At 44.7% G+C, this 23,825-nt stretch carries 17 protein-coding genes and 4 tRNA genes; 8 read left to right on the top strand and 13 right to left on the bottom strand.

Annotated features, from left to right (window positions below):
• Positions 1–183 precede the first annotated feature (183 nt).
• The 3 genes from nrdA to yfaE all read left to right on the top strand — a co-directional run bounded on the left by nrdA (position 184) and on the right by yfaE (position 3,981).
• Positions 184–2,466 carry a class 1a ribonucleoside-diphosphate reductase subunit alpha gene (nrdA, locus tag OCW38_RS05900; protein WP_016769293.1) on the top strand — a complete coding sequence of 761 codons (2,283 nt, stop codon included), beginning with the start codon at positions 184–186 and terminating at the stop codon, positions 2,464–2,466.
• A 103-nt stretch (positions 2,467–2,569) separates the two neighbouring features.
• Positions 2,570–3,703, top strand: a complete 1,134-nt coding sequence (nrdB, locus tag OCW38_RS05895; RefSeq protein ID WP_004733365.1) for a class Ia ribonucleoside-diphosphate reductase subunit beta — start codon at positions 2,570–2,572, stop codon at positions 3,701–3,703.
• Entirely contained in the window at positions 3,703–3,981 is a 279-nt protein-coding gene (yfaE, locus tag OCW38_RS05890) for a class I ribonucleotide reductase maintenance protein YfaE (RefSeq protein WP_010438115.1), read from the top strand. The genes nrdB and yfaE overlap by 1 nt, the downstream gene beginning before the upstream one ends.
• A gap of 172 nt (positions 3,982–4,153) precedes the next feature.
• Here yfaE and napF read toward each other — a convergent pair whose 3' ends face one another.
• Both napF and OCW38_RS05880 read right to left on the bottom strand, forming a co-directional pair.
• Positions 4,154–4,669 carry a ferredoxin-type protein NapF gene (gene napF, locus OCW38_RS05885; RefSeq protein WP_010438113.1) on the bottom strand — a complete coding sequence of 172 codons (516 nt, stop codon included), beginning with the start codon at positions 4,667–4,669 and terminating at the stop codon, positions 4,154–4,156.
• Complete coding sequence (locus OCW38_RS05880; RefSeq protein WP_010438111.1) at positions 4,669–5,235, bottom strand: molecular chaperone TorD family protein; 567 nt, start codon at positions 5,233–5,235, stop codon at positions 4,669–4,671. Before OCW38_RS05880 ends, napF begins: the two co-directional genes overlap by 1 nt.
• Positions 5,236–5,433: 198 nt before the next feature.
• On the opposite strand from OCW38_RS05880, the gene OCW38_RS05875 reads away from it, so the two are divergent.
• The 3 genes from OCW38_RS05875 to OCW38_RS05865 are packed head-to-tail and all read left to right on the top strand — an operon-like array spanning position 5,434 to position 9,351.
• Positions 5,434–7,872, top strand: a complete 2,439-nt coding sequence (locus OCW38_RS05875; protein WP_261895396.1) for a DmsA/YnfE/YnfF family dimethyl sulfoxide reductase — start codon at positions 5,434–5,436, stop codon at positions 7,870–7,872.
• An 11-nt stretch (positions 7,873–7,883) separates the two neighbouring features.
• On the top strand, positions 7,884–8,504 hold the full coding sequence (locus tag OCW38_RS05870; RefSeq protein ID WP_016789263.1) for a DMSO/selenate family reductase complex B subunit: 621 nt from the start codon (positions 7,884–7,886) through the stop codon (positions 8,502–8,504).
• Between the two features lies 1 nt (position 8,505).
• A complete protein-coding gene (locus OCW38_RS05865; RefSeq protein ID WP_016797532.1) occupies positions 8,506–9,351 on the top strand; it encodes a dimethyl sulfoxide reductase anchor subunit family protein in 846 nt (281 codons plus the stop codon).
• Positions 9,352–9,512: 161 nt separating this feature from the next.
• Here the strand turns inward: OCW38_RS05865 and OCW38_RS05860 are convergent, their stop codons facing one another.
• On the bottom strand, positions 9,513–10,751 hold the full coding sequence (locus OCW38_RS05860) for a CinA family nicotinamide mononucleotide deamidase-related protein (protein WP_016789264.1): 1,239 nt from the start codon (positions 10,749–10,751) through the stop codon (positions 9,513–9,515).
• Between the two features lie 210 nt (positions 10,752–10,961).
• Between OCW38_RS05860 and OCW38_RS05855 the strand changes: the two genes are divergently transcribed.
• Positions 10,962–11,870, top strand: coding sequence for a DUF3943 domain-containing protein (locus OCW38_RS05855; RefSeq protein WP_010438089.1), 909 nt, complete (start codon positions 10,962–10,964; stop codon positions 11,868–11,870).
• Positions 11,871–11,979: 109 nt separating this feature from the next.
• Here the strand turns inward: OCW38_RS05855 and OCW38_RS05850 are convergent, their stop codons facing one another.
• The gene (locus OCW38_RS05850; protein WP_261893540.1) at positions 11,980–13,317 is read right to left on the bottom strand and encodes an IS4 family transposase; all 1,338 of its coding nucleotides are present in this window, start codon (positions 13,315–13,317) and stop codon (positions 11,980–11,982) included.
• A 278-nt stretch (positions 13,318–13,595) separates the two neighbouring features.
• Here OCW38_RS05850 and OCW38_RS05845 point away from each other — a divergent pair, with 278 nt between their 5' ends.
• Positions 13,596–14,108, top strand: a complete 513-nt coding sequence (locus OCW38_RS05845) for a glycine cleavage system protein R (RefSeq protein ID WP_016769298.1) — start codon at positions 13,596–13,598, stop codon at positions 14,106–14,108.
• Between the two features lie 103 nt (positions 14,109–14,211).
• Here OCW38_RS05845 and nspC read toward each other — a convergent pair whose 3' ends face one another.
• The 9 genes from nspC to uvrC all read right to left on the bottom strand — a co-directional run bounded on the left by nspC (position 14,212) and on the right by uvrC (position 23,823).
• Entirely contained in the window at positions 14,212–15,345 is a 1,134-nt protein-coding gene (gene nspC / locus OCW38_RS05840; RefSeq protein WP_010438084.1) for a carboxynorspermidine decarboxylase, read from the bottom strand.
• Positions 15,346–15,556: 211 nt separating this feature from the next.
• On the bottom strand, positions 15,557–16,807 hold the full coding sequence (locus tag OCW38_RS05835; RefSeq protein WP_016769299.1) for a carboxynorspermidine synthase: 1,251 nt from the start codon (positions 16,805–16,807) through the stop codon (positions 15,557–15,559).
• 8 nt (positions 16,808–16,815) lie between these two features.
• Complete coding sequence (locus tag OCW38_RS05830; protein ID WP_261895390.1) at positions 16,816–19,767, bottom strand: pyridoxal phosphate-dependent class III aminotransferase; 2,952 nt, start codon at positions 19,765–19,767, stop codon at positions 16,816–16,818.
• An 887-nt stretch (positions 19,768–20,654) separates the two neighbouring features.
• Positions 20,655–20,730: transfer RNA gene (locus OCW38_RS05825), tRNA-Gly, on the bottom strand.
• A 36-nt stretch (positions 20,731–20,766) separates the two neighbouring features.
• Positions 20,767–20,853 (bottom strand) — tRNA-Leu (locus tag OCW38_RS05820).
• A gap of 80 nt (positions 20,854–20,933) precedes the next feature.
• Positions 20,934–21,009 (bottom strand) — tRNA-Gly (locus OCW38_RS05815).
• 37 nt (positions 21,010–21,046) lie between these two features.
• Positions 21,047–21,120: transfer RNA gene (locus OCW38_RS05810), tRNA-Cys, on the bottom strand.
• A gap of 266 nt (positions 21,121–21,386) precedes the next feature.
• Positions 21,387–21,944, bottom strand: coding sequence for a CDP-diacylglycerol--glycerol-3-phosphate 3-phosphatidyltransferase (gene pgsA, locus OCW38_RS05805; RefSeq protein WP_010438068.1), 558 nt, complete (start codon positions 21,942–21,944; stop codon positions 21,387–21,389).
• A 46-nt stretch (positions 21,945–21,990) separates the two neighbouring features.
• Positions 21,991–23,823, bottom strand: a complete 1,833-nt coding sequence (uvrC, locus tag OCW38_RS05800; protein WP_010438066.1) for an excinuclease ABC subunit UvrC — start codon at positions 23,821–23,823, stop codon at positions 21,991–21,993.
• Between the last annotated feature and the right edge of the window lie 2 nt (positions 23,824–23,825).

Here is a 23,825-nt window from a genome sequence, read left to right as displayed (position 1 = left end):
CTTGAAAAAGTTCGGTTGTAGCACTATCTTGTAACCCAACAAACAAATGACCCCTATATGTTGTGTTTGAACTACAATATATGGGTAGACCAAGATCACAAAGCCGACACGTAATTTACAAAAATTACACAGAAATACACAAAAACACGGCCTTGTTCAGTTTTGTTAGGGAAATTAAGCAGAATGAACCAACAACTTACTGTTACCAAGCGTAACGGGCGCAAAGAAACCATCGATCTAGAGAAGATCCACCGCGTGATCACATGGGCAGCTGAAGGCTTGCACAATGTTTCTGTATCACAAGTAGAATTGAAAGCTCACATTCAGTTTTACGACGGCATCACCACGACTGACATTCATGAAACTATCATCAAGTCAGCAGCGGATTTAATCTCTGAAGAGACTCCTGATTACCAATATCTAGCAGCACGTCTGTCAGTATTCCACCTACGTAAAAAAGCGTATGGCGAATACGAGCCACCTGCGCTTTATGACCACGTTTCAAAACTAGTCGATATGGGTAAATATGACAGCCACCTAATGCAAGATTACACGAAAGCTGAGTTTGAAGAGCTAGACCAGTACATCGACCATAAGCGTGACTTAGACTTCTCTTACGCGGCAGTTAAGCAGCTTGAAGGTAAATACTTCGTGCAAAACCGTGTAACAAAAGAAATCTACGAGAGTGCTCAGTTTCTTTACATCCTAGTGGCTGCGTGTCTATTCGCTAAATACCCTAAATCGACTCGTCTTGACTACATCAAACGTTTTTACGACGCATCGTCTACGTTTAAGATTTCTCTACCTACACCGATCATGTCTGGTGTACGTACGCCTACTCGTCAATTCAGCTCTTGTGTACTGATCGAATGTGGTGACAGCCTTGATTCAATCAACGCAACAGCAAGCTCAATTGTTCGTTACGTATCTCAACGTGCTGGTATTGGTATCAACGCAGGTCGTATCCGTGCGCTGGGTTCTGAAATCCGTAATGGTGAAGCGTTCCACACTGGCTGTATCCCTTTCTACAAATACTTCCAAACAGCAGTAAAATGTTGTTCACAAGGTGGTGTTCGTGGCGGTGCGGCAACGGTATTCTACCCACTATGGCATGGTGAAGTTCAGTCTCTATTAGTACTGAAAAACAACCGCGGCGTTGAAGAGAACCGTGTTCGTCACATGGACTACGGCGTACAGCTGAACAAACTCATGTACTCTCGTCTTGTTCAAGGTGGCAACATCAGCCTGTTCTCACCTTCTGACGTACCTGGCCTTTACGATGCGTTCTTCGAAAACCAAGACCGTTTTGAAGAACTATATGTTAAGTACGAAAACGACCCTTCAGTGAAGCGTGAAACGGTTAAAGCCGTTGAGCTGTTCTCTCTGCTAATGCAAGAGCGAGCTTCTACTGGTCGTATCTACATTCAGAACGTTGACCACTGTAATACACACAGCCCGTTTGATTCTGAAGTGGCTCCTGTTCGTCAGTCGAACCTATGTCTAGAAATCGCGCTACCAACTAAGCCACTTTCTAACGTAGAAGATGACGAAGGTGAAATTGCACTATGTACGCTTTCAGCGTTTAACCTAGGCGCAATCAACGAGCTAGACGACCTTGCTGAGCTTTCTGAACTGGTTGTTCGTGCACTTGATGCATTGCTTGATTACCAAGACTACCCACTTCCAGCAGCACGCAAGTCGACAATGAACCGTCGTACTCTAGGTGTGGGTGTCATCAACTACGCATACTACCTAGCGAAAAACGGCGTGAAGTACTCTGATGGCAGCGCAAACAGTCTGACTCACCGTACTTTTGAAGCAATTCAATACCACTTGTTAAAAGCGTCTGTTGAACTGGCGAAAGAACAAGGCCGTTGCCCATCTTTCCACGAGACCAACTACGCGAAAGGCCTACTGCCAATCGATACTTACAAGAAAGATATCGACTTAGTATGTGAAGAGCCACTGCACTACGATTGGGACACGCTACGCGAAGAGATCATGGAGCACGGTCTGCGTAACTCTACGCTAACAGCGCTTATGCCTTCTGAGACTTCGTCTCAAATCTCTAACGCAACTAACGGTATCGAGCCACCACGTGGTTACGTATCAGTGAAAGCATCGAAAGACGGCATCCTTAAGCAAGTGGTTCCTGACTTCTTAAATCTTAAAGAGAACTACGAGCTACTTTGGAACATTGGTTCGAACGATGGTTACCTGCACCTAGTGGGTATCATGCAAAAATTCGTTGACCAAGCTATCTCTGCAAACACTAACTATGATCCAAGTGTTTACGACAGCGGTAAAGTACCAATGAAGAAGCTGCTTCAAGACCTACTTACAGCGTACAAGTACGGTGTTAAGACGCTTTACTACCATAACACTCGTGATGGTGCTAAAGACGACCAAGGCGATGCAGTTCAAGTGCCGGAAGAAGATTGTGAAGGCGGCGGTTGTAAGATCTAAACCGCAATAAACATTAAGACCCCAGAGAAGAGTTATCTTCTCTGGGTTTAAAGCATTAACAGGGCCCGTTTTATTACGGGTCTTTAAAGGATTTGAGGCATTTATGGCTTACAGCACTTTTTCTCAGCAAAAAAATGACCAACTAAAAGAACCAATGTTCTTGGGTCAGTCGGTAAACGTTGCACGTTACGACCAACAAAAATTCGAAATCTTCGAAAAGTTGATCGAGAAGCAGCTTTCTTTCTTCTGGCGTCCAGAAGAAGTAGACGTATCTAGCGACCGTATCGACTACAACAAGCTTCCTGAGCATGAAAAGCACATTTTCATCTCTAACTTGAAGTACCAAACGCTTCTAGATTCTATCCAAGGCCGCAGCCCTAACGTTGCCCTACTTCCACTGGTATCTCTACCAGAAGTTGAAACTTGGATTGAGACTTGGTCTTTCTCTGAAACGATTCACTCTCGTTCTTACACACATATCATCCGTAACATCGTCAATGATCCAGGTGTAGTATTCGACGACATCGTTGAAAACGAAGAGATCCTGAAGCGTGCGAAAGACATCGCGTTTTACTACGATGATTTAATCAAGCTGACGGCTGACTACCACCGCTACGGCGAAGGCAACCACAACATTAACGGCGAAGACGTTAAGATTTCACTTCACGACCTGAAGAAGAAGCTTTACGTATGTCTAATGTCTGTAAACGCACTAGAAGCGATTCGTTTCTACGTGAGTTTTGCATGTTCATTCGCATTCGCTGAACGTGAGCTAATGGAAGGTAACGCGAAGATCATCAAGCTAATCGCTCGTGATGAAGCTCTTCACCTTACTGGTACACAGCACATGATTAACTTACTGCGTAATGGCCAAGATGACTTCGAATTCATGCAAATCGCTGAAGAGTGTAAGCAAGAGTGTTTCGACCTATTCAAAGAAGCAGCAGAGCAAGAAAAAGAGTGGGCAGAATACCTATTCAAAGATGGCTCTATGATTGGTCTGAACAAAGACATTCTTTGCCAATACGTTGAGTACATCACTAACATCCGTATGCAAGCGGTTGGTTTAGGTACTGCTTACCCAGAAGCAACGTCGAACCCAATCCCATGGATCAACGCATGGTTATCTTCAGATAACGTACAAGTTGCTCCACAAGAAGCTGAAATCAGTTCTTACCTAGTTGGTCAGATCGACAACGAAGTAAAAGCTGACGACTTTGAAGGATTCGAGCTGTAATGCCAACAATCAAAATCAACAAGCTGACTTCGATTGAATCTAACCCTTCAAACACTCTATTGGAAACAATGGAACAAGCTGGGTTAGAGCCAGAATACAACTGCCGAGATGGGCATTGTGGCGCTTGTCGTTGCACGTTGGATTCTGGGGAAGTCGAGTACGTTGGTTTTGCTATGGCTTACACGCAAGGTAATGAAATATTACCTTGTATCTGTAAAGCAAAGACTGAGCTATCGCTGAGTAACGTTATTCACAGAAACAAGCAAAAACGCGCATAAGCCAACTGGCTTTAGGTCGCTTTGTTCGAATATCGTCAATAAGAATTAAAAAGGGTCCGCTTCCTTTAGGAGTGCGGACCCTTTTCTGTTTATGTCTTTAGGTATCTGAAACAACTCGTCTATCACTCAACCAAAATCTTCCTGTTCGCTTGTGTCATACAAAACCAAACGTTTATTGCTGAGTCAGGTTAAGAGTCACAGAGCCAATATAACAAGCGCTTCGGCACTCTCCACAGCCGTTACACTTATCTTTGTCCACTGTAGGCAACTCTCCTACTTCAATGTGTATCACACCTGCTGAACACGCAGTTTGGCATGCTGAACAGTCCATTTGCATGTAATTATTGCAGCTATCAGCAAAGCTCGGCTTGAGGTCGATATAAGGCGTGACCGTTGGATGAAGTGCGCCAGTTAGGCACACTTCAGTGCATTTGTTACACATAGAACAACTGTTGTAATCCAAATTCAACAGCGCACTACCCTCTAGCGTCTCAATCACGCTATTCGGACACGCTTGCTCACACAGTCCACAACTGTCGCAAAGACGCTCAAACAGCACCTCATCGACAGCCCTAGGTGGTCTAGCATGTAAGCGCTGTGATTTCTCTTCATAACTTGCAGCAGCTTTAACTGGCTTAGAGAGTCGAGTTAAGAAACCACGCCTATTCGAATTTATTTGCTCAGACATTAGTCGATATATAACTTTTTAGTGGCAACGTTTAAATTATATTCAGATGTTAATTGATTAAGCCAATTTATTACATCACTTGATAGCTTCTTATAAAATGATAAATCTGATGCTGTATTTAATTTATCTAAATAAGTAGAAGACCAAGGTAATAAGTGACACTCAAGCAATTCACGAGCTGAATTAATATTATTATTTTCTAACAAATACGCATGAGCGAATAACATTAAACCAAATTGATCTTCTGGCTCTCTTAAACCTGTATCCAATTCAATTTGGTTTAATTCTAGAAACTGTCGATATTCCACAGTCGATGCACCAAACACCACACGGTCTTTATCTAGGTACACAGACCCCCAAGGCGGAGCTGGCATGTCTCCCACACCTTCGAACAAGCGGCTGAACTCTGCTGCGAGCGCATCTTCATCTTCACTTCTCAATGCCTGCAAGCATTCTTCAGAGAGCACTTCGCTCTCAACCAAAGCTTCAACAATGGTGACCAACTGTTCTTTACTTGTCGCTTGATAAAATAGCGAACCCAATAATTTATGCGTATCGATAATCATTATTATTTATACCGTTATAGGTTTAAAGATAATTATATAAATAAGACGCTTTAATTCTTTGATCTATTTTATACATTCGATTCATAAGATTTAAATTTCGCTCTTATTTGATGCCAATCAATCAACAATCCAAAATAAAAAAATAAAGAACAAACTACCTATAAAGTACTAACCATCAATAGCAAAAGGCATCTTAGAATGACGAATAAGAAAGAATCTGGGGTAATGAACCTTACTCGAAGAGGCTTCATGAAAGCTTCTTCTGCAGTAGGTAGTGCAGCCGCACTTGCGGGCGGTATCGCTTTACCTTTCAAATCCAAACCAGTAGCGGCTGCGGTTGCTGAGAATGTGGATGAGAAAATCGTATGGAGTGCATGTACAGTAAACTGCGGCTCTCGCTGTCCACTACGTATGCATGTACAAAACGGTGAAGTCAAATACGTAGAAACAGATAACACGGGTACTGACGAATACGGTCATCACCAAGTGCGTGCATGTCTACGTGGTCGCTCTATGCGCCGCCGTGTTTACAACCCAGATCGCCTGAAATACCCAATGAAACGTGTGGGTAAACGTGGTGAAGGTAAGTTTAAGCGTATTAGCTGGGAAGAGGCTTTTGATGAAGTCGCTGGCACTATGCAACGCCTTATCAAAGATTACGGTAACGACACTATCTACCTAAACTACGGCACAGGTACGCTTGGTGGTACGGTAACTAAGTCTTGGCCACCAGCACAAACGCTGATTGCGCGTCTAATGAACCTAAGTGGTGGTTACCTAAACCATTACGGTGACTACTCAACAGCGCAAATCGCGAAAGGCTTGAGCTACACCTACGGTGGTTGGGCAAACAACAACTCTTTCTCTGACTTAGAGAACACTAAGCTTAACATCCAATTTGGTAACAACCCTGCCGAGACTCGCATGTCTGGCGGCGGTCTGATCCACCACTACGTAGAAAGCAAAAACAAATCAAACGCTAGAACGATCATCATCGATCCACGTTACACCGATACTGCCGGTGGCCGTGAAGATCAGTGGATCCCAATTCGCCCTTCTACGGATGCTGCATTGGTAGCGGGTCTTGCACACGTGATGATCACTGAAGACCTAGTCGACCAACCTTTCCTAGACAAATACTGTGTCGGTTACGATGAGAAGACCCTTCCTGCATCAGCGCCTAAAAACAGTGACTACAAATCTTACATCCTAGGTTTAGGTGAAGATGGCGTAGAGAAGACACCAGAGTGGGCTTCTAAGATCACAGGCATTCCGGTTGATACTATCGTTAAGCTTGGCCGTGAGATGGGCACAGCGAAACCGTGTGCTATCCACCAAGGTTGGGGCCTACAACGTACTGCGAACGGTGAGCTAGCTTGTCGTGCAATCGCAATGCTGTCGCTACTAACCGGTTCTGTCGGTGTATCTGGCGGTTCAACAGGCGCTCGTGAAAGTGACATCAACATTCCGTTTGTTCGCTTCCCGACTGTGCCAAACCCTGTTGAAACATCAATTTCAATGTTCATGTGGACAGACGCAATTCACCGTCACCACGAAATGACAGACATCACTGATGGTGTTCGCGGTGCAGAGCGCCTTAAGAACCCAATCAAGATGATCTGGAACTACGCAGGTAACTGCATCATCAACCAACATTCAGACATCAACAAGACGCACGCGATTCTTCAAGATGAGAGTGCGTGTGAAATGATTGTTGTAGTTGATAACCACATGACCTCTTCAGCGAAATACGCCGACATCATCCTGCCTGACTTAACCACATCAGAGCAAGACGACTGGTGTATGGATGGTAAAGCATCGAACATGCCTTACTTCATCTACGCACAGAAAGCGATTGAGCCTCAGTTTGAAGCAAAATCTATCTACGAGATGTGTACGCAACTTGCTAAGCGCATGGGCGTAGAAAAAGAGTTCACAGAAGGTCGAACTCAAGAGCAATGGATTGAGCATCTTTACGCTGAAACTCGTAAGAACGATCCAACACTGCCAACCTTCGAAGATATGAAAGAGCTGGGTATCTACAAGCGTAGCTACGACCACCACTACATCGCTTACGAAGATTTCCGTAAAGACCCTGAAGCGAATCCACTGACTACACCAAGTGGCAAGATCGAGATCTACTCAGAGCAACTGGCTGACATCGCGAAAACGTGGAAGCTGAAAGAAGACGAAGTGATTCACCCACTTCCGATTTACGCGGACTCGTTTGAAGGTCATAACGATCCACTAGCAGAAAAGTACCCACTTCAGCTAACGGGCTTCCACTACAAGGCTCGTACGCACTCAACTTACGGCAACGTTGCAGAGATCAAAGCTGCGGCACCACAAGAGTTGTGGATCAACCCGATCGATGCGAAAGAACGTGGTATTGAAAGCGGCGACATGGTGAGTATTTTCAACGACCGTGGCGAAGTACATATTCCAGCGAAAGTGACACCAAGGATTCTTCCTCGAGTTGTCGCACTAGGCGAAGGTGCATGGTACGCACCCGATGGTCAGAAGATCGACCATGCAGGCTCTATTAACGTGCTGACCACTCAGCGCCCGAGCCCACTTGCTAAGGGTAACCCTCAGCATACAAACCTAGTTCAAATCAAAGCGCTAAACAAAGCATAAGGTAGGTTGGAATGAAACAATACGGCTTTTACATTGATTCAAGTAAATGCACGGGTTGTAAAACCTGTCAGCTTGCTTGTAAAGATTATAACGATCTAGACATCAAAACGAACTACCGTCGCGTATACGAATACGCAGGTGGTGGCTTCACTCAAGATGGCGATACCTGGGTTCAGAAAGATGTCTTTTCTTACTACCTATCTATCGCTTGTAACCACTGCACTAACCCTGCGTGTGTGAAAGTGTGTCCTTCGGGCGCGATGCACAAGCGTGATGAAGACGGTTTGGTTGTGGTTGATGAGAGTGTTTGTATTGGTTGTCAGCACTGCAGTAATGCATGCCCTTACGGCGCACCGCAATACAATGCGAAGAAAGGTCACATGACCAAATGCGATGGTTGTTACCAACGTGTTTCTGAAGGCAAGCAACCTATCTGTGTTGAGTCTTGCCCACTTCGTGCATTGGAGTTTGGTGAAATCAACACACTTCGCGAGAAGTACGGTTCTGGTGCAGATGTAGCACCACTGCCATCTTCAAATGAAACGCTGCCAAACATCGTGATTAAACTGAACAAAAACGCGAAGCCTACTGGCGATACCAGTGGTCACCTAGCAAACCCGAAGGAGGTTTAAGATGATTTTTCATGAGTGGTCTTTAATCTTCTTTACGGTGCTGGCTCAAACAGCAGTGGGTGGTTACTTATTGATTGGCGCACGTGCACTGGTACTAGGTCATGACGAAGAGAAGCTGAACAGCTACAAGGTTCCAATGTTCATTCTATGGGCACTAATGGGTCTTGGCTTCATGTTCTCGACAACGCACCTTGGCTCTCCACTGCGCGCGTTTAACGCTTTTAATCAGCTCGGTTCGGCTTGGTTGTCTAACGAAGTGTTCTTCGGTGCGGCATTCTTCGCTGCCGGTGGCCTGCAATGGCTATTGTCTGTGGTTAAGAAAGGTGGCGTAGCTATCCAGAAAGCACTGATGGTTGGCGCGATGGTACTGGGTGTTATCTTCATGTATGCGATGATCAACGTATACATGATCAACACCGTACCCACGTGGGACAACATCTATACACCACTGAGCTTCATCATGACGATGGTTGTGGGTGGTTTGTTGCTATCTCAGTTCGTTCTTGTGTTCGCAAACGACAGCCACTTTACGGTTGACCGTAACATCACCATGTTGGCTGTAATTACTGTTGCGATAAGCTTACTTGTGACAGTAGGCAAACTGAACCTAATCGGTGACATCCAAACTTCAGCAGCAAAAGCATCTGAGTTGGTTGACGGTTTAGGCAGCTATGTGATTCTTCAAGTTGCATTACTGATGGCAAGCTTACTGATTTGGATTCTACCTATGCTGAACAAAGCAAAAGTGAATCCAGTAAACCTAAGCCTAGCATTGGTACTGTTCTTAGCTTCTGAGTTAATCGGCCGTGGTTTGTTCTACAGCCTACACATGACAAGCGGTTTGTAATCGAGTTCTTACAGACATGAGTTACGTGTAAACATCGCTGCTGGTTTGGTTATCTAGAAGGCTAGATAAACTAAAGGCCCAACACCTATTTAGATGTTGGGCCTTTTTATTTCGTTTTTCCTAGCATTTCCAGTACAGGCTCCGTGAGTTCGCCTAAATGCTTACTTAATAATAGTCGCCGGAATAAACATGTCTTTCAATCGCTTAACTGAAGAGTATGTGCCGAACATCGGTTTGTTATCTAGATGCCTTCTCAACATATCGGCGGCAACGGTCTTAATCACGTTGCGTTGATCTTCACGCGAGTACTGGCGATAAAATTCAAGCACCTGACCCCATTCGCCTGCTTCAGTCGACAATGCAACGCTGAATGTATTGCCTTCCAGCTTACCAGTCACCAAAGCCAATTCAGTTCCGCATTTCTCTCTTGTTGCTCCAGCCAGAGCAAAGGTTGCGGCTAACGGATCGCTCTTTTCAAGTTCGCTCTCTTTTGGCTCAGCCATCACCCACGAATGTCCAAAGCAATCTTCAACCTGCTCATTCAATTGCAGCCACGCTGACAGTGCGCCTTTGGTCGACACTTCAGACACAGATAGCGTCTTCTTTTTTTCCGCCATGATGTGGCCAATATGGTCAATCATCGGCTCGTCAACACTGACTACGTTACTTTCTAATAGTTTGTAAACCATCTGCATTAACTTAACACGAGTTTCTAAACCAGATTTTGGCCCAAACAGCTTCACCTCAATAAATGGCAGGTAAGAGCGGTAACCTAGCTCATAGCCTTCAGGAAGCTTCAGTTGGTCTAACACATCAGAGATACCGGACTCAGATAAACCAAACGTAAACAGCCTGCTGCATTCAGAAGCAACCACTTGAGGGTATGTACGCGATAAATCAGGAAGAATCTCAAACGTCACCATGCGTTTGAATTCACTCGGGACACCCGGCGTGAAATAGAAAGTCGCATCGTTGATTTTAAGTTTGAAACCACACGCAGTACCAACTGGGTTATCGACAATCTCTGAGCTAGCAGGAAGCAGTGCCTGCTTAAGATTACTGTCAGGCATTGGCATACCACGTCCAGAGAACATCTCTTCCATACGAGCAAGCCATTCAGGGAACATGACGAGTTTCTGCTCGGAAGCAGTAGCTGCCGCTGCAGCACTCATGTCATCGGTTGTCGGCCCTAGGCCACCATTAACGATAACCACATCATAGTTAAAGCTCAGCATCAGCAGTTCTTCAACAAGAGCATTCATTTGATCACCCACGGTTGAACGCTTAGCAAGAGCAAAACCATGCTGATAAAACTCAGCAGACATCCAAGCTGCGTTTGTATCTACAATGTCTCCATGAAGAACTTCTTCACCTGTGCTTAACATTGCGATTTTCGTCATATTTCTATCCCTTGTTGTCATAAAAAGACACTGCATTATTTACAAACTGGTCTATGGTTGAATTTGGAACAATTCGCCTTTTCACTAATATTAATCATGTTAAACCTAAGGTTTTCTTAGGAAAAGCGATAAATTATTAGTTCCCTAAATCAGGCATTTAATAGATAATTGTGACCCTGATCAATTCCAAACTTTCTCATGGAGACCCTTGTGGCCAAATCACCGTTACTAGCAAAGGTTACTGCTGCATTTTCAATGCTAATGTCAGTTAACTCGGTTGCAAGCCAATACGACTTCGACCAACCAATCAACCTTTCTTACTCGGATGAATGTGCTCAAGATTACTGTTTTAATGACAACTTGTACACCTACAAGCCTAGTACCAATTACGCACTGAGCGAACCAAGTGACGAGTACGACTTCTCAATCCAACAACCAAAACATTTGTTGGTGAGCCAGGAGAAAGATTGGGATTACCTAATGGGTCAAACCTACACTATTCTTGGCTTAAGTGTCGCGACAGTAGGTCTAATGACTCTTCTCCCTGAAAGTATCACTAAGTGGGATGATGACCAACGTGATATCAGTTCGTTAGGTAAAAAGTGGAAAGATAACGTTTCTGATGGCCCAGTATGGGACCGTGATGAGCACTTCTTAAATTACGTGATGCACCCGTATTTCGGTGGGGTTTACTACACCGCGGCTCGCCACGCGGGTTACGATGAATTTGAGTCTTTCCTATACTCTTGGACCATGTCGACATTTTTCTGGGAATACGGCGTAGAAGCATTCGCGGAAGTACCTTCCTGGCAAGATCTCTTCATCACGCCATTCTTCGGTGCCGTTGTCGGTGAAATGATGCTAGAAGCAGAACAAGACATCGTTGCTTCAGGTGGCGAAGTGATGGGCTCTCAAACCATGGGGGATGTGTCTCTATTCTTCCTAAACCCTGTTGGCCATATCCATTACTGGGTAAGTGATGCATGGGGCGGTGACGCAGAAGTGAACCTGAATACTAACCCTTGGTGGGATAACCAAGACGCAGCGCGATTTGCCTACGACGCAGGCGCACCATACGATTCTCAATTTGTTGGTATGAACTTTAAAGTCACGTTCTAAACCAGCCTCCACGTGACTTGCTAAGCCGTTTACTCGTTGCTTGCTAAGCTTCTGAATCACAAATAACAGCGACAACTCTTTCAAAAAGCGGCTCTCTAGCCAACACCTATCATTTAAGGTGTTTAGATCGCACAGTGTAGCGAGTCTTACTAAAACGAACGGTCCTACCTTTGGGCCGTTTTTGTTTTTCGGGCAAAATATAACGTTTCACTCGCTCTCTCATAGCTCGCAGCTTTTTGGGAATAGAACCTGGAGAAGCGATAGCACACCACATTAGCTCATCTTGAATATCTCGAAGTGCCATCGTAAAGCTTATCCTAAGTGGTGAGACTTCTGCCTCTTTTGCTATTCGGCTAATCTCCAGACGGATTAAGTTATACGCGATAAGGATACCCCATACCTCTTGCTTTACACCCTCTACAGATTGACTGCGGAGCAGAATTTCATCTTCAAGCATGTCATGCTTAATCTCGCCATAACTCTTCTCGATTTCCCACCTTTCGAAGTACACGTCTAATAATGATTTTAAACTGTATTTTCTATCTGTTAGAGAAGTCAGCAGCCCTTGTATATGATTGGGTTGTTGTTCACCATCATCGGGGTATAGAGCCAGCCTCGCTTTCCACGTTTCCGGGAGGCTCGGGTCTTGCTTTCTAGCTTGTGGAGAGACTTTCATCTCTACAATCAGATCTCGCCCATCATCATCGAGTTGCTCGATGGTTTCATACTTCACATTCGACTTTATGGGCGTCATCCAGTGACTTGTCCCATGCTCTCGTTGCCAGTTAAGCATAAGCTCTGCGCTCAGGTAGCAACGGTCAAAAATGGTCAATGAATTCGGGACAGCTGATGAAATTAAATCTTTTGCATAGCTAATTTCACCTTTAGAACTTTCCCCAAAAGCCACATCATGAATAAGTCGACTCCGTAGGGATGTGAGTGCGCACATTCGAACGATTGGATATTCAGTGTGCCTGTCTTTTCGGTAGTAAACATATTGATAATGCTCAGCTAAGCTTGGGTTATCGTGCGTTCTAAACTGTGTGCCATCAATTGAAAATAGGCTCAAACCATTCCATTTATCACCCGCATCTTCCGACTGTGTCCAGTGCTTTGCTGTGATTGAGAATAATGACTCTAAAGGTTTAGCGGTGAGGCGCTTTCTCGCCTGGGGAATCGCACTAGGTGCAATAGACTCACCCAATGAGTTAGACAATTTGAGGTCGAGTTTATCGAGTACATCGGTAATCGGTCTATCTCGATAGAGACCAATACCAACGACTAACCATACAACAAGTTCGGCAGGTAACTTTCTACGACGCATACTCGCTTTGTTCGTTTCAGATAAAGCTTGGTTTATCCAATCTAGCGGAAGGTCTTTTTGGAACAAAGAAAGAGATTCTGGATTAGCAAAATCGTCAACATCGATTAACCAGTGTGACAGCATAAAAAATACCCTTAAACAGAAGTGCTTAAGGGTATTGTCAACCATCTGCAGGATCGTTCAACTGATCAGGAAAATGCTTAAATGATCAGTGTTAGCTCTCTAGCCGCTTTTTTTGTGCCCTACTCTTCATTCTCTTTTTTTGTATCACAGCTTAGTTTCAAAAATTGACGTAGGTCAAACATTGTTCGATGTAAACTTCTACACTGAAATTAAAGAACTTTATCGCATGATATCAAACATTTAATTAGTAACGATTAATTGAGACTTTGGGGGCTGATATGAACAGTACATTTATCGTAAACTTTATTGGAAAGGCATCACCAGCAACAATCAAACAACTTGCTGCGGTTACTCACGAAAACGACGGGAAATGGCTCATCAGTAAAGTGAACTTTATTGAAGACCAAGTCGCAGGCGTACTCAAGGTTCAACTTCCAGCCATCAACGAATCAATTGTCAAAGAAGCTTTCAGCGCCAATACTGAGTTGATCGTGCAGTTTGTTGATTCAGACCATACTCATAACGCACAAGATACAATACATCACCTACGACTCGACTCGAACGACCGAGCAGGTATCGTCAACGAAGTAACACATGTATTGGATAGACAAGGGATCAGCATTCTCGATATGGATTGCCACCGAGTCTTCATCGCTGGCGGCGGTGGTGTTAGCTCAAGTTTGTTCACTTCCAAGATCGCCGTTAAGCTACCAATAGAAGTTTTGATTGATGACGTAGTGAATGAACTCGAAACACTCAGTGAAGATACTCGAGTGATGATTGAGAGCTAACAGATAGCGCTTAACTTCTATCTTTTCACTGGTAACATTTATCTAAAAACAAAAAAGAGCAGCTCATCGGCCGCTCTTTTTATCGTTCTAATGCAATGTTTGGTTACTTAACCGACCATTGTGACAATGAACGTTTAAAGTCTTCATAGCCAAACTCATTCAACTTTTGAACTTCGCCACCGCTACGCTCGCAGTAGATTGACGGCATTTTTAGGCCATTGAACCAGTTCAGTTTCACCATGGTGTAACCCGCGCTGTCTAGCAGGTGCAGCTTTTGACCAATCTTAAGTGGCTCATCAAAGCTTGCTTCACAGAACTGATCGCCCGCAAGACATGAACACGAACCAATTACATAGTCATGGCTACCATTTTCTGAAGCTTCCAATACCGATGCCGGTTCATTGTAGATAAGCGTATCAAGGCGATGCGCTTCGGTTGCCGAGTCGACAATTGCCGTTTTCTTCACGTTCTCTACGATATCAACTACTGTCACGACCAGATCCGTCGTTTTAGTAATGATCGCTTCACCCGGTTCAAGGTACATCTGCACGCCGTGCTTTTCAGAAAAGGCTTTTAGTGCAAGGCCCAACTTCTCGATGTCATAACCCGGCCATGTGAAGAACACACCTCCGCCCATGCTCACCCAATCCAACTTATCTAGGTGATCGCCAAACTGCTCTGAGATTGAATCAAGCAGGCCGATAAATGCATCGACGTCTTTGTTCTCGCAGTTCATGTGGAACATCGCGCCATTAATCTCGTCGAAGATCTCAGGCTTAATGTGATCAGCCTGAACACCTAAACGAGAGAATTGACGCGCCGGATTTGCTAAGTCTTGTCCTGCGTAACTTACGCCCGGATTTAGACGTAAACCCAGCGACGCTTTACCTTCAACAATATGGCGGTAAGCTTCGAATTGGCTTTGTGAGTTGAAAATCATCTTGTCGCAAATATCCGCAACTTCTCTCACGTCATCTTCGCTGTAACCCACACTGTAAGCATGCGTCTCACCACCAAAGGTTTCGTGACCAAGTTTCACTTCGTATGGGCCAGAGCTTGTCGTGCCATCGAGGTAAGGTTTGATGATGTCAAACACACCCCATGTCGAAAAACACTTCAGTGCCAATACCAACTTCACACCTGAAATCTCTTTCAGCTGCTTAGCTATCTCTAAATTCGCAATCAACTTGTCTTCGTTGATCATGAAGTATGGGGTTTTTAGTTCGTTGTTTTGCATGTTAATACCTTGCGGCCCTCGAGTTCACGAAGGCACATGATAATCGAACAAAGCCGACGCAACAGCATCGGCTTGTAATTATACGTTCTCGTCAATCATATGACTTTGAATGGAATTCGCAGAGCTTTGACCTTGTCGCTAGGACATCGCGCGGAGTTTACGAACGTAAATGAGCACGATGGACAACGCAACGAGGGCAAAGAGCCAGAAATTACTTCAAAGTATGGATCAGAGGCAGACCTTGCGTCGGCTCTAGCTCTTGAACGTGCCAATCTAGACCGATCTCAGGCATCGTTGCTAGAAACGGGTCTGGGTTTAGCTGTTCCATGTTGAACACACCTTTATCAGCCCATTCGCCACGGAAGAACTGAAGTGCAGCCGTAATCGCTGGAACACCTGTTGTGTAAGAGATCGCTTGGTGCTCTACGTCTTCGTAAGCCACTTCGTGGTCTGCGTTATTGTAGATGAATACGCTGCGCTCTTTACCGTCTTTCTTACCTTGAACCCAAGTACCGATACACGTTAAGCCCGTGTAACCCGGAGCCAAAGATGTTGGGTCTGGTAGTAGTGCTTTAAGAACATGCAGAGGCTGAACCACAGTACCATCGTGCAGTGTTAGCGGATCTGGGCTAAGAAGACCGATATCACGCATGCAGTTGAAGTAGTTCAAGTATGCATCACCAAAGCCCATCCAGAATTCGATACGCTTAGCTGGGATGAACTCTTTCATTGAACGAACTTCATCATGCGCCATTGAGTAAACTTTGTGAGAACCACAGTTCGGGAATTCAAATTCAAGCATACGAGAGTGACAAGGTACTTGTTTCCACTCTTCATTTTCCCAGTAGAAAGAATCGCCTTGGATCTCAAGCATGTTGGTTTCTGGGTCAAAGTTTGTCGCAAACTTCTTGCCGTGATCGCCAGCATTCACGTCCATCACGTCAATTGAGTCAATCTCATCGAACAAGTGCTTAACCGCGTACGCTGCAAAGATTGATACCACACCTGGATCAAAACCAGCACCAAGAATACCTGTGATGCCCGCTTCAGCGAACTTCTCACGGTAGCCCCACTGCCAATCGTAAGCTTGTGGTACTTGTTGACCTTCAGAACATAGGTCAACCGCTACCGATGTATCTAGGTAAGATACTTTAGATTGGTAACACGCTTCCATGATCGCCATGTTTACCCAAGGAGGACCAGCGTTGATAACTAGATCAGGCTTAACTTCTTTAATCAAAGCAACAAGCGCATCAACATCGTCAGCGTCTACTGAACGTGCTTCTAGTTTCTTAGTTAAATCTTTAAGGTTGTTTTTACCTTTAATCGATTCGATGATTTTTTCACATTTCGCGATTGTGCGCGAAGCGATTGTGATATCACCCAGTACTTCGTTATTTTGTGCTGCTTTATGTGCAACAACCCAACCAACGCCGCCTGCACCAATTTGTAGAATAGCCATAGTATTAATTACCCTTGTTGTTCTGCTAGCTCAGTGGCTAGAGTCTGAATTTTGTTAATTAGAGATTTGAAATCTGATGTTTTTAAGCACGGGTTCAAGATAGTAAATTTCAGCGCGCTTTTACCATCGACGACCGTTTCGCCAAGAACGGCAACGCCACGAGTCAGCGCCTCCAGTCTTAACGTCTGATTCAGTTTGTCTAAATCAAGAACGCCGTTTGCCGATTGCTCATTGCTAGGTACCGAGCGGAACAGCACAGTAGACAGTGACGGCTCAGCAAGTAACTCAAAATCGTCATGCTTCTGAATCAGATCGGCAACTTGAAGCGTCTGCTCTAAGAGATGGTCGTACATATCGCCCAATTGCTTTGGCCCAACGCTTTGCATCGTCATGAAAACTTTCAGTGCATCGAAACGCTTGGTGGTAGCAATGGATTTATCGACCAGATTCGGCAGCTCATCGTGCTCACGATTCAAGTAATCTGCGTGATGCAGTAAGTACTTAAAGTTCGCTTTGTCTTTGAGCAGCACCGCACCACAGCTGATTGTTTGGAAGAACAACTTGTGGAAATCAACGCTGACAGAGTCCGCTTTTTCGATGCCTTTTAGACGAGCTTTATGACTACTTAAGATAAGCGCGCCACCATAAGCACTGTCGACATGGAACCAAAGATCTTGTTGGTTAGCGATATCAGCTATCGCTTCCAGGTCATCAATCGCACCATGATCGGTTGTGCCCGCCGTGCCAACCACAGCAAAAGGAATCAGACCTTGTGCTTTAAGTGCTTTCACTTCTGCATCTAGCAAGTCAGCTTTGATGGTGCCGTTTGCATTGGTATCGACACAGCACACTGCAGCTTCGCCTAACCCCATTAATGATGCGGATTTTTGAACCGTGAAGTGAGATTTCTTTGAACATAGGATACGCAGTTTGCTCGCGTACTCAGGTAACCCCAACTTTTGAATCGAGTGACCGTCGTGCTTATCGGCAACCCAGTCTCTTGCTAGCAACAAGCCCATTAAGTTACTTTGCGTACCGCCGCTGGTGAAAACACCGTCAGCTTGTGCACCAAGTTGGTATTTGTCACACATCCAATCCACGACGCGCTGCTCAACATAAGTCGCAGCCGATGCTTGGTCCCATGAATCCATCGATTGATTCAACGCCGCGATAATCGATTCAGCGGCTACCGAAGCCATAAGAGGTGGAGTGTGAAGGTGTGCAATACAGTCTGGGTGTTGCACAAAGATAGAGTTTGCAGCGACAAGGTCTGCAGTGCTATCTACAACATCAACCAAAGCGTATTGGTTGTTATCGAGATCGACAGCATTGATGGCGGCTTCTAGCACTTTTGGATCTAAACCCGAATAAGGGCTTTCAACCTGTTCAAAAACGGCTTTCATCGCTTGAGTAGTTTGGTTCATCACGCTAGCAAATTCGTCGCTACCGCCTAAACCCGTCTGGATGAAATGCTTGTTCCATTCCTGATTTGATTCTTCGCTTTGTGTTTGGTCTTGTCGTAAACCACCACCCGCTGCGATGATCGCTTCTTCCATGACGCGCAATGCAAAGTCGATCTGCTCAAAAGAGATAATCATAGGTGGAAGGAAACGAATTACCGAACCATCACGACCACCCTTTTCAACCATCAAGCCGCGCTCTAATGCTGCTCGTTGAATAGCTAGGGTTAATTGGCCGTCTGATTGCGGCTCGCCAAATTTGTTGAGTTCGCCGTTTGGTTGCTTGATCTCAGCGCCAAGCATCAGGCCTTTACCACGAACTTCAGCAATACAGTTCACACGCGATTGAATCTTCTCAAGCCCATGACGTAAGTATTGGCCTGCGATGTTTGCGTGCTCAACTAAACCATCTCGCTCGATGATTTCCAACGCCTTAGCGCCAGACACCATTGCTAACTGATTTCCACGGAATGTGCCGGTGTGTTCACCAGCTTTCCAAGTATCGATACTCTTATCGAATACAAGCAACGACATCGGCAGTCCGCCGCCAATCGCTTTAGACAAACATAAGATATCAGGATTAATACCTGACTCTTCAAACGCAAAGCGATGACCCGTTTTACCCACACCACACTGAATTTCATCAAAGATCAGTAAGATGCCGTGTTCATCACAGATACGACGTAGACCTTGTAACCAAGATGCTGGAGCAGGGATCACACCGCCCTCACCTTGTACAGGCTCAACGATCATCGCAGCTGGTTTCATGATGCCGGATTCATCATCATTCAACATACGTTCGATGTAACGAATGCTCGCGTTAGCACCTGCTTCACCACCAATACCAAACGGACAGCGCAGGTTGTATGGGAAAGGCATAAAGTGCACATCAGACATCAAGCCGCTACGACGCTCTTTAGTGCCGAGGTTGCCCATCATGCCCATGGTGCCGTTTGTCATGCCATGGTAAGCACCACGGAAAGCAAACATGGTGTTACGACTTGTGGTTTGCTTCGCTAGCTTGATAGCCGCTTCTACAGCATCAGCGCCTGATGGACCACAGAATTGAAGAACCGAGTTATCTGAAAAGTCTTGAGGAAGAAAAGCTTTAACTCGCTTGATAAACGTCTCTTTCGCTTGAGTCGTGATATCAAGAGTCTGGTATGGCAAACCTGAGTCAAGTTGGTCTTTAAGTGCTTGGTTAATTTCAGGGTGGTTGTAACCCAAAGAAAGTGTACCTGCACCGGCTAAGCAATCGAGAAATAGTTGGCCACGAGTATCTTCAACTAAAACGCCACATGCTCTTTTAATTGCAATTGGCAAGCGTCTTGGGTAAGAGCGAACATCCGATTCATGCTGTTCTTGCTCAAGCAAAATAGCGTCGGGTGTTAGATCGTGCGTTCCTTCTAAGATAGGAACCATAGTTGAAAATGAGTTTGCGATACTGTTGATATCGACTTCAAAGGCTGTAGTCATAAAAGTCCCCTTGAATGTGTTCATACTCACCTCCATCAGACGCAATTACACTCTGTCCCTCTATTGATTTAGAGAGAATTCATAGTGAAACACGCGTATTGTCTAGAAATGAGATATAGCTGTACGCTCGCATAAGTCAAATGACAAATACGAAATTAGGCCGTCTTAGGACAGCAAAAATTGGTTAGCGCGAGCTCAAGGTTCAGTAATACTACTGTTTTGAAGAATTGGGCATTTTTGCAGGATCGGGCAGCTATGAGGAGCTGGTCCCTTTGGAAATGCAGAGCTGATTAGCAATGTAGTTTTAAATGAGTTCAATGTTGGGTTTCCCATTAACATGACGAATTGCGCCATAAGTATCCCGTCTATCAGCTAAAGGACTAGCCAATACCTACCCTACGTAATGTCCCAATCAGCAAGAATGGTCATTACGCGTATCCCCCAGAAGCGATCGCTGCTCTTTTTGAACATCGGTCATTCCGAGATTGCGCGGGAAAGTAACATAAAGTGAAATGAACGATCAATAGTTTTTAATAATAGCTTGATAAATAACAACGGTGATTGAGGAATTGATGTAAATATCGTCAACACTATCGTTTAAGAAAGAGATTCCCAATTCATTGGTTCCTCATGCCCGAGGAGGATGACGAGAATATACAAATGCTAGTACGGTGACTTTAAAGCTGCTAGAGAGGCTTTGAGGTCTGGGCATCACTCCCTAGAGCGAGGAACGAGTTCATAGAGAATCTCGCTTTTTAAAACTAACTTGTCTAAACAAACTTGATTGCGAAATTTTGAGGTAGAGTTAGAAATAGGTATGAATTTTGAGTTCGAACAACAAGAGTTCTTAAACGTAAAGCTAAACGCCAGAAACCAAAAAGCCCGAACATTTCTGTTCGGGCTTTTTAATTTGGAGCGATACATCGGGTTCGAACCGATGACCTCAACCTTGGCAAGGTTGCGCTCTACCAACTGAGCTAGTATCGCATTTGCTACATCCGTTAAGACGTAGACTTTAATAGATGGTGCCCCGGGCCGGACTTGAACCGGCACAGCGCGAACGCCGAGGGATTTTAAATCCCTTGTGTCTACCAATTCCACCACCAGGGCACGCAATTCTTTATTGCGATGCCGATTACTGAAAAGTAAAACACCATCTTAATGCTGACGCCAATCAACATTACAAATTTTGGAGCGATACATCGGGTTCGAACCGATGACCTCAACCTTGGCAAGGTTGCGCTCTACCAACTGAGCTAGTATCGCATTTTCATTCATGTTCTTTCTAGTAAGAAAGAGAGAATGGAGGCGCCTCCCGGAGTCGAACCGAGGTCCACGGATTTGCAATCCGCTGCATAGCCACTCTGCCAAGGCGCCTTAGTAACTCCAACCGAATCGCTTATTGCCATCCTCTTGGGTACGGGATGCATTCTACGGATTCAGACGATTGAGTCAATATTATTTTTGTATTTTTAATTCGTTTGAATAGATTTCATACGAAACAGCCTAAATAGCTGACTTTATGTGCAAAGCACGCTGTGAACAGGCTCTTCAAAGGAGATCTATATCACATTAGATATCCACTATTGATCACTTAAACTTAGGTTAAAGATCAAAAAAGCGAGCCTCAGCTCGCTTCTTCATCAATGGTGTTTTTCATCCAACAAATCGTCTTTGGCAGCCATCAAGTATTGTGCCATTGACCAGTAAGTAAGAACAGTTGCCACATAAAGTGCAATGTAACCCACCCATACCATCCAATCATCATAGCGCCAGATAAGCACCCAAAGGGCGAACATTTGAGAAACGGTTTTTACTTTTCCAACCCAAGATACCGCAACACTTGCGCGTTTACCGATTTCAGCCATCCATTCACGAAGTGCCGAAATGATAATTTCACGAGCTATCATAGTCACTGCTGGAATAGTTATCCAAATCGAGTGGAAATGCTCAGTAATCAAGATAAGAGCCGTAGCAACCAGTACTTTGTCGGCTACAGGATCAATGAATGCGCCGAAACGAGAAGTTTGTCCAAGTTTACGAGCTAGCATGCCATCTAGCCAATCTGTAAAACCCGCTACCCAAAAAACCATCGCTGCAGCAAAAGGAGCCCATTGATAAGGTAGGTAAAAAACGACAACGAATACTGGGATCAAAAATAGTCTCAGTAAGGACAAAATGTTAGGTATATTCAAACGCATATTATTGGGCTCTTATTAATTGCGCTTTAATGGTGCGGGATTTTTACTATTGTTTCAATGCTTGATAAATGTTTTCTGCCAAAGAATGACTAATGCCCGGTACTTTGGCTATTTCTTCGACAGTTGCACGCTTAAGTTCTTGTAAGCCACCCATATATTTCAGCAAAGCTTGACGACGTTTAGGCCCCACACCTTCAATTCCTTCCAAAGCACTCGTTCTTCGCGTTTTACCACGTTTCGCTCTATGCCCTGCAATCGCATGATTATGGCTTTCATCACGAATATGTTGGATAAGGTGTAGTGCTGGCGCATCACTTGGTAAATTGAACTCTTCACCTTCAAGGGTCACTAAGGTTTCCAAACCAGGTTTACGTGTTACCCCTTTCGCTATACCCATCATTCTTGGTCGAAACGGCCAATCGTCCCAATATTGAGAAATAATCTCATGAGCACGATTCAGTTGGCCCTTACCACCATCAATGAAGATGATATCTGGGATCTTGTCGACATCAAGTTGCTTTGAATAGCGCTTTTCAAGTGCCTGAGCCATCGCGGCGTAGTCATCGCCTCCAGTAATACCAGTAATATTGTAGCGGCGGTATTCCGGTTTAACGGGGCCTTCCTGATTGAACACTACACAAGAAGCTATCGTACTTTCACCCATAGTATGACTGATATCAAAACATTCCATGCGCTTGATAGCATCCATCGACAACACTTCTTGAAGCTCTTTGAAGCGTTGGTTGATGGTCATCTTATGATTAATCTTGGTGGTAATTGCCGTTAAAGCATTGGTATTCGACAATTTAAGGTAACGACCTCGAGTCCCTAAAGGATTGGTATTGAAGTGGATCTTCCGACCCGCGACTTCACACAAAGCTTCTTGAATCGGTGTGACATCTTCCATCAAATCGGCGTTGAGAATGAGGCGAGTTGGTATGGTTCTCGCTTCGTTATGTGCGAGATAATATTGACTTAAAAAGCTCGAAAAAACTTCTTCTCGCACCGTATTGTTGGGAATTTTAGGAAAATGGCTTCTACTGCCTAATACCTTACCTTGACGGATCATCAAGATATGAATACAAGCCACGCCATTCTCTTGAGCAAAGCCCAACACGTCCATATCTTCCATTGAATCATCAGATACGTACTGTTGCTCTTGCACCCGTCTAATCGCTTGGATTTGGTCGCGGAAAGCGGCCGCTTGCTCAAAGCGAAGCTCTTGGCTAGCCTTGTCCATTTTGTCGATAAGCGTTTCAAGGACGAGCTTGTCTTTCCCCTGAAGGAATAGACGAACGTAGTCGATAAGCTCGCTGTATTCTTCATCAGAGATAATTGAACTGACACATGGCGCAGCACAGCGGCCAATTTGATACATCAAACACGGGCGCGTTCTGTTGGCATAAACCGTATCTTCACACTGGCGAGCAGGAAAAATTTTTTGTATTAAGTGTAACGTCTCACGCACAGCGCCAGAATCAGGATAAGGACCAAAGTATTCACCTTTTTTCTTCTTAGCACCGCGATGCATCGACAAACGAGGATGCTTATGGCCACTAATAAAAATATAAGGGTACGACTTATCATCACGCAGAAGTACGTTGTATTTCGGTAAATACTGCTTGATGTAGTTGTGCTCAAGAATAAGAGCTTCTGTTTCCGTATGAGTCACAGTGACATCGATTTTGTCGATATTACTGACTAGAGCACGTGTTTTTTCACTGTCTACTTTTTTACGGAAATAGCTGGAAAGGCGTTTTTTGAGGTTCTTAGCTTTACCGACGTAAATAACGACAGCCTCGGCGTTATACATTCGATAAACGCCAGGCTGCTCTGTTACTGTCTTAAGGAATGAGACTGAGTCAAACAAGTTGGTCACTA

It is taken from the genome of Vibrio cyclitrophicus, from assembly GCF_024347435.1.
GTDB lineage: Bacteria > Pseudomonadota > Gammaproteobacteria > Enterobacterales > Vibrionaceae > Vibrio > Vibrio cyclitrophicus.
The sequence above is the reverse complement of the archived record's forward strand: the minus strand, read 5'-3'. Positions and strand labels throughout refer to the sequence as shown.